Annotated in this window: 8 protein-coding genes; 6 read left to right on the top strand and 2 right to left on the bottom strand. The window is 61.1% G+C overall.

Annotation, left to right across the window (positions count from 1 at the left end; translation table 11 throughout):
* Positions 1–706, bottom strand: a 706-nt coding sequence (locus tag RMN73_RS02050) for a YqaJ viral recombinase family protein (RefSeq protein ID WP_309601654.1), incomplete at its 3' end; no start/stop codon positions are given.
* Between the two features lie 275 nt (positions 707–981).
* Here RMN73_RS02050 and galE point away from each other — a divergent pair.
* Together galE and RMN73_RS02040 are read left to right on the top strand one after the other, a co-directional pair.
* Positions 982–1992 carry a UDP-glucose 4-epimerase GalE gene (galE, locus tag RMN73_RS02045; RefSeq protein ID WP_309601653.1) on the top strand — a complete coding sequence of 337 codons (1011 nt, stop codon included), beginning with the start codon at positions 982–984 and terminating at the stop codon, positions 1990–1992.
* Positions 1993–2628: 636 nt separating this feature from the next.
* Positions 2629–3882, top strand: coding sequence for a Xaa-Pro peptidase family protein (locus RMN73_RS02040; protein WP_309601652.1), 1254 nt, complete (start codon positions 2629–2631; stop codon positions 3880–3882).
* Here the strand turns inward: RMN73_RS02040 and RMN73_RS02035 are convergent.
* A complete protein-coding gene (locus RMN73_RS02035; RefSeq protein ID WP_309601651.1) occupies positions 3879–5198 on the bottom strand; it encodes a dicarboxylate/amino acid:cation symporter in 1320 nt (439 codons plus the stop codon). The genes RMN73_RS02040 and RMN73_RS02035 overlap by 4 nt on opposite strands.
* Before the next feature lie 119 nt (positions 5199–5317).
* On the opposite strand from RMN73_RS02035, the gene RMN73_RS02030 reads away from it, so the two are divergent.
* From RMN73_RS02030 to kdsA, 4 genes are all read left to right on the top strand, one after another.
* Positions 5318–6253 carry a KpsF/GutQ family sugar-phosphate isomerase gene (locus tag RMN73_RS02030; RefSeq protein WP_309601655.1) on the top strand — a complete coding sequence of 312 codons (936 nt, stop codon included), beginning with the start codon at positions 5318–5320 and terminating at the stop codon, positions 6251–6253.
* On the top strand, positions 6250–7050 hold the full coding sequence (locus tag RMN73_RS02025) for a 3-deoxy-manno-octulosonate cytidylyltransferase (protein ID WP_309601650.1): 801 nt from the start codon (positions 6250–6252) through the stop codon (positions 7048–7050). Before RMN73_RS02030 ends, RMN73_RS02025 begins: the two co-directional genes overlap by 4 nt.
* Positions 7047–7850: a TIGR01459 family HAD-type hydrolase gene (locus RMN73_RS02020; RefSeq protein ID WP_309601649.1), complete on the top strand. Its 804-nt coding sequence runs from the start codon at positions 7047–7049 to the stop codon at positions 7848–7850. Before RMN73_RS02025 ends, RMN73_RS02020 begins: the two co-directional genes overlap by 4 nt.
* Before the next feature lie 9 nt (positions 7851–7859).
* Positions 7860–8401 (top strand): 3-deoxy-8-phosphooctulonate synthase (kdsA, locus tag RMN73_RS02015; protein ID WP_309601648.1); only part of this gene is annotated, 542 nt, incomplete at its 3' end.

Below are 8401 nucleotides of genomic sequence, written 5' to 3'. Positions count from 1 at the left end.
GGCGCTTGGCAGCCTCCCGAAGCTCGACCCAGTCTGCCGCCGCCGATGCCCAGGAATTATTGCCTTCAAGACAGACCTCTCGGATTCCAACAGGGCGGGGCGGAGCAGGGGGTTTGATGGGAACCGGCACCCGCCCGGTCTGCACGCAGTCCCAAAAGTCTTCTTCCGCTTCGAGCAAATCCAGTTGGTATAACCAGTCGGATGCGACTTCAAAAATCTCGAATTTGTGATTTCCGAATATGACGGAGAGCACTGCCAAATCGGCTTTCGATATGGCCATGTTATGCTGAAGCTGGGGCATGTAACGTTCGAGCACTTCATCGGATTTTGTGAATGCGCCAGTGTGCTTTGCCTCCCATACAGCGCCTCGATCCTCGATGAAGCCGTCAAGATTGCAGCGCCGCCATGGATATGTGCTGCAGATCAGCGGCTCATTAGCGGAGCAGACCTGTTCGCGAGTGACGCTCTCATACCATTGCCGATTGAAGTCTTCGGTCCAGGTTCCCAACATGACAGGAAGGACGCGCGTTAAGTCTTCCGATGGAATTTCTCCACGCTTTTCCCGCCAAAGCCGATCTATGCGCTTCGGATTACCGCCGAGAATGATGTTGGCGTCGCTGCCGCCTATGAAGCCGGTTCTCAGCATCGGAGCTGACAGGCGAGCGATGGACGGCCAAGATTTAGGCCCGAGTACTGGAATATTCATTGGGTGAGACTCCATTAGGTTTGCTGTTGGTTTATCCAGTACCCTATACTTCTATAATACAGTCAAGTTTGGTAATGTAGTAATAGAGAAGTTAATTATGGGAACATCGGGGATAACTACAAGACCATTCTGAGTCGCATCGAGATTATTGGTTTTGGACTTGCAAGCGGCTCTTAGGCTATTGGGGGTAGTTATTCAGTGTTTCAAGCGAGGTGGAGATAAACGCAGCATACGAACGATTGCCGGCCATGTGCCGACCGCTCTAAGGCAGGCGCATGGTCACTCACTCTTTGATTCCGATTTTAGTTACTGGCGGCGCCGGCTACGTCGGCTCTCACGCCTGCAAGGAGCTGGCAGCAAGCGGCTACCTGCCCATCGTCTACGATAACTTGATTTATGGTCACCGCGAGGCTGTGCAATGGGGGCCACTCGAAGTTGGGGATTTGGCGGATCGAACTTTACTAAACCAGGTGATCGACCGTTACCGTCCCCAGGCGGTGATGCACTTTGCGGCATTCACCTACGTCGGGGAATCGATTGCGGATCCCGGCAAATATTATCGCAATAACGTGGGCGGCACGCTGACATTACTCGAGGCGATGCGCGATCATTCGATTGAGCGACTGATTTTCTCGAGTACCGCCGCGACCTATGGAACCCCTGAGGTCGTTCCGATTCCTGAAGAAGCAACCAAGGCGCCGATCAATCCATATGGGCATTCGAAGCTCGTTGCTGAGCAGATGATATCGGACTTCGCGTCGGCCCATCGATTGCGCGCGACGTGCCTGCGATACTTCAATGCCGCGGGTGCCGATCCGGATGGGGAGATTGGAGAAAACCATGTGCCCGAAGCCCACCTCATACCATTGGCGCTACAGGCTATAACCGGTGATGCTTCGCCTCTGCAGATATTCGGTGATGACTATCCGACCCCTGACGGCACATGCATTCGTGACTACATCCACGTGTGTGATCTCGCTGATGCCCATGTCCAGGCCCTGGGGAAACTGGAAGATCGGGAAGGAGCGGACGCATTCAACCTGGGAACAGGCCAAGGATCGAGCGTGCGCGCTGTGTTGGCAGCCATTGAAGCAATAACGGGCAAAACGGTCCCTCATTCTCTTGCTGATCGGCGATCAGGTGATCCTGCTGAGCTCGTAAGCAATCCCGCGAAAGCAATGCGTGAGCTAGGTTGGAAGCCCGTCATGAGCGACCTCCATTCAATTATTTCGACGGCATGGGCGTGGCATTTGAAATGCAATGCTCATCGCGGCCGCATCGACTAGCGAACTGATGCCTGTCATCTATCAGTAACGGCATTTTGGCCGAGAGGCCGGCAATGGACTAATTCCTGCCGTTGGCCGGAGAGATGACGAGCGGATTCTCCCAACACTGCAGATGCTTTTCGACGTTGTCGAAAAAGGGGAAGGCGTTCCTTGGGGTTTGCCTTCCCCTCCGATCAGCCCCAACACGCATCGCGCAACCGAGAGGGCGATCTAAGCCTTCTTTTGCATCATTCGCTTTCTGCTTCGCAACCTTGTTCAAACATTTCCTCAAGCGGCTGGGTGACTGAAAGCTCATCCATTGAACCCGGCCTCGATATTCTAACCGCGGCAGAATTCACAGGCATCGAAACAGGGCCTTTAGGTTTATCCAGTTCGAAAACTGGCTTTATCTTTGCGCCCACAGTTCCGTGTTAATAGTCGGCGCATTCCCTGCTTTGACAAATAATTTCCCTGATAGTTTCGCAGGGAAAACCTGCGATATTTCCTACGATTCTGGGCTTTTTTCGGTGCCTGCGCCTCACTTTCGCGCCTTTTTCCCTGTAAATTCCCTGTTAGCAGGGAAATTGAACGACGAACCTTCCTGAGGGCGCTACGCTAACAACCTGGGCGTGGCATCGAGGCTAGAGGGGGTAAGACATGACCGGATGGACTCGTCGCAGCTTCGTCGGCGCTACGGGCGCACTTGCCGTGACGTCGATGACAGGCCTGGCCCGCGGGGCGGTGGCGCAGGCGGGTGATCTCAAGCCCATGGTCCTGCCGCCACCGATCGGCCGTGCCGAGCGGATCCAGCGGATCGCCCGCGCCCAGGCGCTCATGCAGCGCAATGATATCGCCGCAGTATTGGTCGAATCGGGGCCGAGCCTCGATTACTTCACCGGCATTCAATGGTGGCGGTCCGAGCGGCTGACCGGGGTCGTCATCCCCGCCACCGGCCAGCCGATTGTCGTCACTCCGTTCTTCGAGCGCCCGTCGATCGCCGAACAGCTCGGGATCGACGCCGAAATCCGAACCTGGAACGAGGATCAGGAGCCGCTCAAGCTGGTGGCCGACTTCCTTGCCGAGCGCCGCGCGTCGACGGGCCGCATCGGGATGGAGGAGACCAACCGCTTCTTCCTCGCCGATCGCCTCCGCCCGCAACTCCCGCGCGGCCGGATCGTCAGCGCCAACCCGGTCGTCCGCGCGGTGCGGATGCGCAAGACCGCCGCCGAACTGGCGCTGATGCAGGCCGCGTCGGACATCACCATCGCCGCGTTCCGTCACGCCTGGCCGCAAGTCAAAGCGGGCATGACCCGCGAGGACATGGACGCGATCATTGGCGCTGCCACGCGTGCGTTGGGCGGCAGCTATGACGGCGGGCTGGTGCTGGTGGGGGAGGCGACCGCTTATCCGCACGGCACCCGCCAAGTGCAGCGCGTCGAGCGTGGCAGCAATGTCTTGTTCGACTGCGGCTGCGACGTGCATGGCTATCAATCCGACATTTCGCGAAGTTTCGTATGGGGCGCCGACGCGACCGTCGAGCAGCGCAAGGTGTGGGACCAGATGGCGCGCGGCCAGCAGATCGCGATCAAGGCGGCGCAGATCGGCGCGCCTGCGGGAAGTGTCGATGACGCGGTTCGCGCAGCCTACACGTCATGGGGATATGGCCCCGGCTACAAGCTACCCGGCCTGTCGCACCGCACCGGGCACGGGATCGGAATGGAAGGCCATGAACCGGTCAATCTCGTGCACGGCGAAACCACCCCGCTGGCGGTCGGCATGTGCTTTTCCAACGAACCGGGTATCTACTTGCCCGGCAAGTTCGGCATTCGCCTCGAAGATTGCTTCCACATGACGCCCGCCGGCCCGCGCTACTTCAGCCAGCCGCCGCGATCGATCGATCAGCCGGTCTAAGGCCGGGGCTCACTTCCGGGAGGTAGCGGCGGAACGTGCGACGGTGCACGCTTTGTCGTGATATCGGGCGAGAGCTCGGGGTCGAGCACCCCTTCCCATTTGGCCACCGCGACTGACGCCACCGCATTGCCAACGACGTTGGTCGCGCTTCGACCCATATCGAGGAAGTGGTCGACCGCAAGGATCAGCAATAGTCCGGCCTCGGGGATGTTGAACAACGGCAAGGTCGCGGCGATGACCACGAGGCTCGCGCGGGGAACGCCGGCGATGCCCTTCGACGTGATCATCAGCACCAGCAGCATGGTAATTTCCTGGCCGATGCTGAGGTCGATGCCATAGGCTTGGGCGATGAAGATCGCGGCGAAGGTCATGTACATCATGCTGCCGTCGAGGTTGAATGAATAGCCGAGCGGGAGCACAAAGCTGGCGATCCGTGGCGGCACTCCAAACCGCTCGAGCGCCTCAAGCGTGCGTGGGTAAGCAGCTTCAGATGAAGCGGTGGAGAATGCCAGCACGATCGGGTCGCGGATAAAGCGCGCGAGGTGACGCACCCGCACCCCGACGATCAGGAAGGCCGCGCCGAACAGCAATAGCCACAGGATTGCCAGCCCGAGATAAAAGCTTCCGACAAACCGGCCAAAGGTGACGAGGATCGCAGGACCCTGCTCGGTCAGCGCGGCGGCGACTGCGGCGAATACCGCGAACGGGGCGAAGCGCATCACGTAATTGGTAATCTGCAGCATCACCTGCACCAGTCCCTCGATCCCGCGCACCAGCGGCTTGGCGGCGTCACCGACCGCCGTGATCGCGACCCCGAAGAACACCGAAAAGACGACGATCGGCAGGATATCGTTCTTGGCCATCGCGTCGGCGATCGAGGAAGGAACGAGGTGGGTGATGAAATCCTTGAGCGAGAAAGTGGACTGGTCGATGCCGCTCGCCGCGTTCGCGGCGGGAAGCGGCAAGTTCAGCCCGACGCCCGGCTGGAGCAAATTGACGAGCAGCAGGCCGAGGCTGAGCGAAATCACACTGGCGCCAATGAACCAGCCGAGGCTGCGCGCTCCGACTCGGCCGAGCGCGGCGGTGTCACCCATATGCGCGATGCCGACCACCAGGGTCGAGAATACTAATGGTGCGATGATCATCTTGATCATCCGCAAGAACAAGGCGGTAACGATCCCCAGATATTCGGCGATCGATTTCAGCCGCGCCGCACTTTCGATCGTCCCATCGTCAATCGACACGTGGGTCACCCAGCCAGCGATCAGGCCGAGGACGAGAGCGATCAGGATGAAACGGGTGAGTTTGTTGGCCACGTGGTGATTACCCTTTTGTCGGTTGCGCCAAGACAAGCCGCTGGGGCGGGCGGCGTCAAGCTTGAGGGGTTAGGGCGGAGAGGCTAGGGCGACGCCTCAAGCGAACGCGTGAGGCAGTGATGATCGACTTCGGCAAGGAAATGATCCGCGACGAGGCCCGCGCGCTCGATGCGCTGGCGGAATCGCTTGGCGTCGAATTCGATCATGCCTGCCGCCTGATCCTCGATGCCAAGGGCAAATTGATTGTTTCGGGGCTCGGCAAGTCGGGGCACATCGGCCGCAAGATCGCCGCGACCTTCGCCTCGACCGGCACTACCGCGACCTTTCTCCATCTATCCGAAGCAATCCACGGTGACCTTGGGATTGCTGATGGTGGCGACGTCGCCCTGCTCATCTCGCAATCGGGCCAGACTGCCGAGCTGCAGCCGGTGATCGACCATTTCGACGCGATCGGCGTTCCGATCATCGCCATCACCGGTCAGGCCGGATCGATGCTGGGCAATGCGGCTGCCGCCGCTTTGGTCCTGCCGCACTGGCCCGAGGTTGGCCCTGAGGCGGTCGCGCCGACGACATCGACCACCATGACGCTGGCTTTGGGCGATGCGCTGGCGATGACGGTGATGCGGGAAAAAGGGTTCAGCCGAACCGACTTTGGCCGAATCCACCCCGGTGGATCGCTCGGCATCCGGCTTCGCCCGGTCAAGCGGCTGATGCATGGCGGCGACAAGTTGCCGCTGGTCGGCATCGATACCTCAATGCACGACGCAATCATGGTGATGACCGAAAAGCGCCTCGGCGTGGTCGGCGTGGTCGACAGCGACGGTCGCCTGGTCGGGGTGATCACCGACGGCGATTTGCGCCGCAACATCGAACGTGGTCTCGACCATCCGGCCTCGGCCTTCATGAACGCCAGCCCCAAATTGATCGCTCCTGACGATCTGGTCGATGACGCCCTGTCGCTGTTCGAGGAGCACCGGATCACGACCTTGTTCGTCGCTGAAGACGGTCGCCCGGTGGGCGTCGTCCACATCCATGATACCCCGGCGGCACGATGACAGCCGTCATCCTGATCCCGGCGCGGTTCGCGTCGAGCCGGTATCCGGGCAAGCCGTTGGTCGATCTGAAGGGCGCCACCGGGGCCGCCAAGCCGCTCATCCAGCGAAGCTATGAAACTGCGATGCAGGTTCCGGGGATCACCGCGGTTCATGTCGTCACCGACGATGACCGGATCACCGCCGCCGTGCGCGGCTTTGGCGGCAGCGCGCTGATGACCAGCGACGCATGCCGCAATGGTACCGAGCGATGCGCCGAAGCACTCGACCAGCTTGATGCCGATGTCGATCTAGTGGTCAATTTCCAGGGCGATGCGCTGCTGACGCCGCCGGGATTCGTCACCGCCTTGGTCGACCAGCTTGCCAACTCGCCCGGGTCCCTCGTCGCGACCCCCGCAATGCGGCAGCGCAGCGACGAAGTGCGCAAGTTGCAGGCGGAGGAAGTCGCTGGCCGCGTCGGAGGGACCAGCGTGGTGATTGATAATGACAGTCGCGCGCTGTATTTCTCGAAGAAGCTCATCCCTTACCTTCCCGCCGGGTCGCTTGATCATAAACTCTCCCCGGTGCGACTCCACATCGGCGTCTACGCCTACCGCCGCGCCGCGCTCGCCACTTACGTCGCAACCCCGCCGACCGAACTCGAGGAACTTGAAGGGCTCGAGCAATTGCGGTTCCTGGTTGCTGGCGTTCCGATCGACGTGGTCGATGTCGCGACGCCCGCCTTCACCTTGCGCGAACTCAATAATCCCGAGGATGTCAGCCCGATCGAGGATTCGCTGGCGATGGCGGGGCTCGAATGAGCTTCCTCGAAGCGCTGCCGCCGCAATATCGGGTCATCCTGTGTGATATCTGGGGCGTCGTGCACGATGGCGTTGACCTGTACTCCGGTGCTGCCGATCGCCTGCTCGGATGGGCGGGAGAGGGGCGGCGGATCATCCTCATCACCAATGCCCCGCGCACTGCCGAGGCCGTCGAACAGCAGCTTGGCCGGATCGGCCTGCCGCGCGGTGCGTGGCACGGGATCTCAACCAGTGGTGAGGCCGGGATCGCGGCGCTCAACGCCCTCGGCGCCCCGGTCGGCTTCATCGGCACCACCGAAGACTGCGCAATCATCGAATCGCGCGGCGTGATGATTGCCTCTAGTGGCGATTTCACTGACCTCGCCTGCCTCGGCCTCGACGGCCAGCGAACGAATGTGGCCGACTATCTCGCCGACATCGAACCGCTTGCCGCGCGCGGGGTGGTGATGCATTGCCTCAACCCCGACCGGATGGTGATCCGCGGCGGGGTTCCCGAGGCCTGCGCCGGTGCCATTGCCGACCTCTATGAAGGGCTCGGCGGCACCGTCCGCTGGTACGGTAAGCCGCATCCGGCGATTTACGACCATGCACTCGCGCTTGGCGGCAATCCGGACAAGTCGGCCGTTCTGGCCATCGGCGATGCGCTTCCGACCGACGTCCTCGGTGCCGCCCGCCAGGGGCTGGATTGTATATTCGTCACCGGCGGAATCCACGCCGGCGAACCATTCCCCGCCAGCTTCGCGCCACAATATGGCCTTGGGGATTGGGCACCGGTGGCAGTCGTCGCAACGCTAGGCTAAGGCACGCTCATGATTTTCAACGGAACCACCATCGGGCTCGACCAGCCCTTCTTCCTCATCGCCGGCCCGTGCGTGATCGAGAGCGAGGAGCTTCAGCTGCGGACGGCCGAGCGATTGAAGGCGATCACCGACAAGCTCGGCATCCTGTTCCTGTTCAAGTCGAGCTTCGACAAGGCCAATCGCTCGTCGGGGACCAGTTTCCGTGGTCCCGGCATGGACGAGGGCCTGCGCATCCTCGAGAAAGTCCGCGCCGAGCTTGGCGTTCCCGTGCTGACCGATGTTCACGACATCCCGCAGGTGGGGCCGGTCGCCCAAGTGGTCGACATGATGCAGACCCCGGCCTTCCTCGCCCGCCAGACCGATTTCATCCAGGCGGTGGCCAGCGCCGGCAAGCCGGTCAACATCAAGAAAGCGCAGTTCATGGCGCCGCATGACATGAAGAATGTCGTCGACAAGGCCAAGGCGGCGTCGATCGCGGCCGGCGGCGACGGCAGCAACATCCTGGTGTGCGAGCGCGGTGCGTCGTTCGGCTACAACAACCTCGTGTCGGA

The organism is Sphingomonas sp. (genome assembly GCF_031372575.1).
Taxonomy (GTDB): domain Bacteria; phylum Pseudomonadota; class Alphaproteobacteria; order Sphingomonadales; family Sphingomonadaceae; genus Sphingomicrobium.
This window is presented reverse-complemented; position numbering and strand designations above follow the sequence as displayed.

What these genes read in the sequence shown, in the direction of transcription:
- galE (WP_309601653.1), top strand. Translation starts at nt 982, where the DNA reads ATGGTCACTCACTCTTTGATTCCGATTTTAGTTACTGGCGGCGCCGGC.
- RMN73_RS02040 (WP_309601652.1), top strand. Translation starts at nt 2,629, where the DNA reads ATGACCGGATGGACTCGTCGCAGCTTCGTCGGCGCTACGGGCGCACTT.
- RMN73_RS02030 (WP_309601655.1), top strand. Translation starts at nt 5,318, where the DNA reads ATGATCGACTTCGGCAAGGAAATGATCCGCGACGAGGCCCGCGCGCTC.
- RMN73_RS02025 (WP_309601650.1), top strand. Translation starts at nt 6,250, where the DNA reads ATGACAGCCGTCATCCTGATCCCGGCGCGGTTCGCGTCGAGCCGGTAT.
- RMN73_RS02020 (WP_309601649.1), top strand. Translation starts at nt 7,047, where the DNA reads ATGAGCTTCCTCGAAGCGCTGCCGCCGCAATATCGGGTCATCCTGTGT.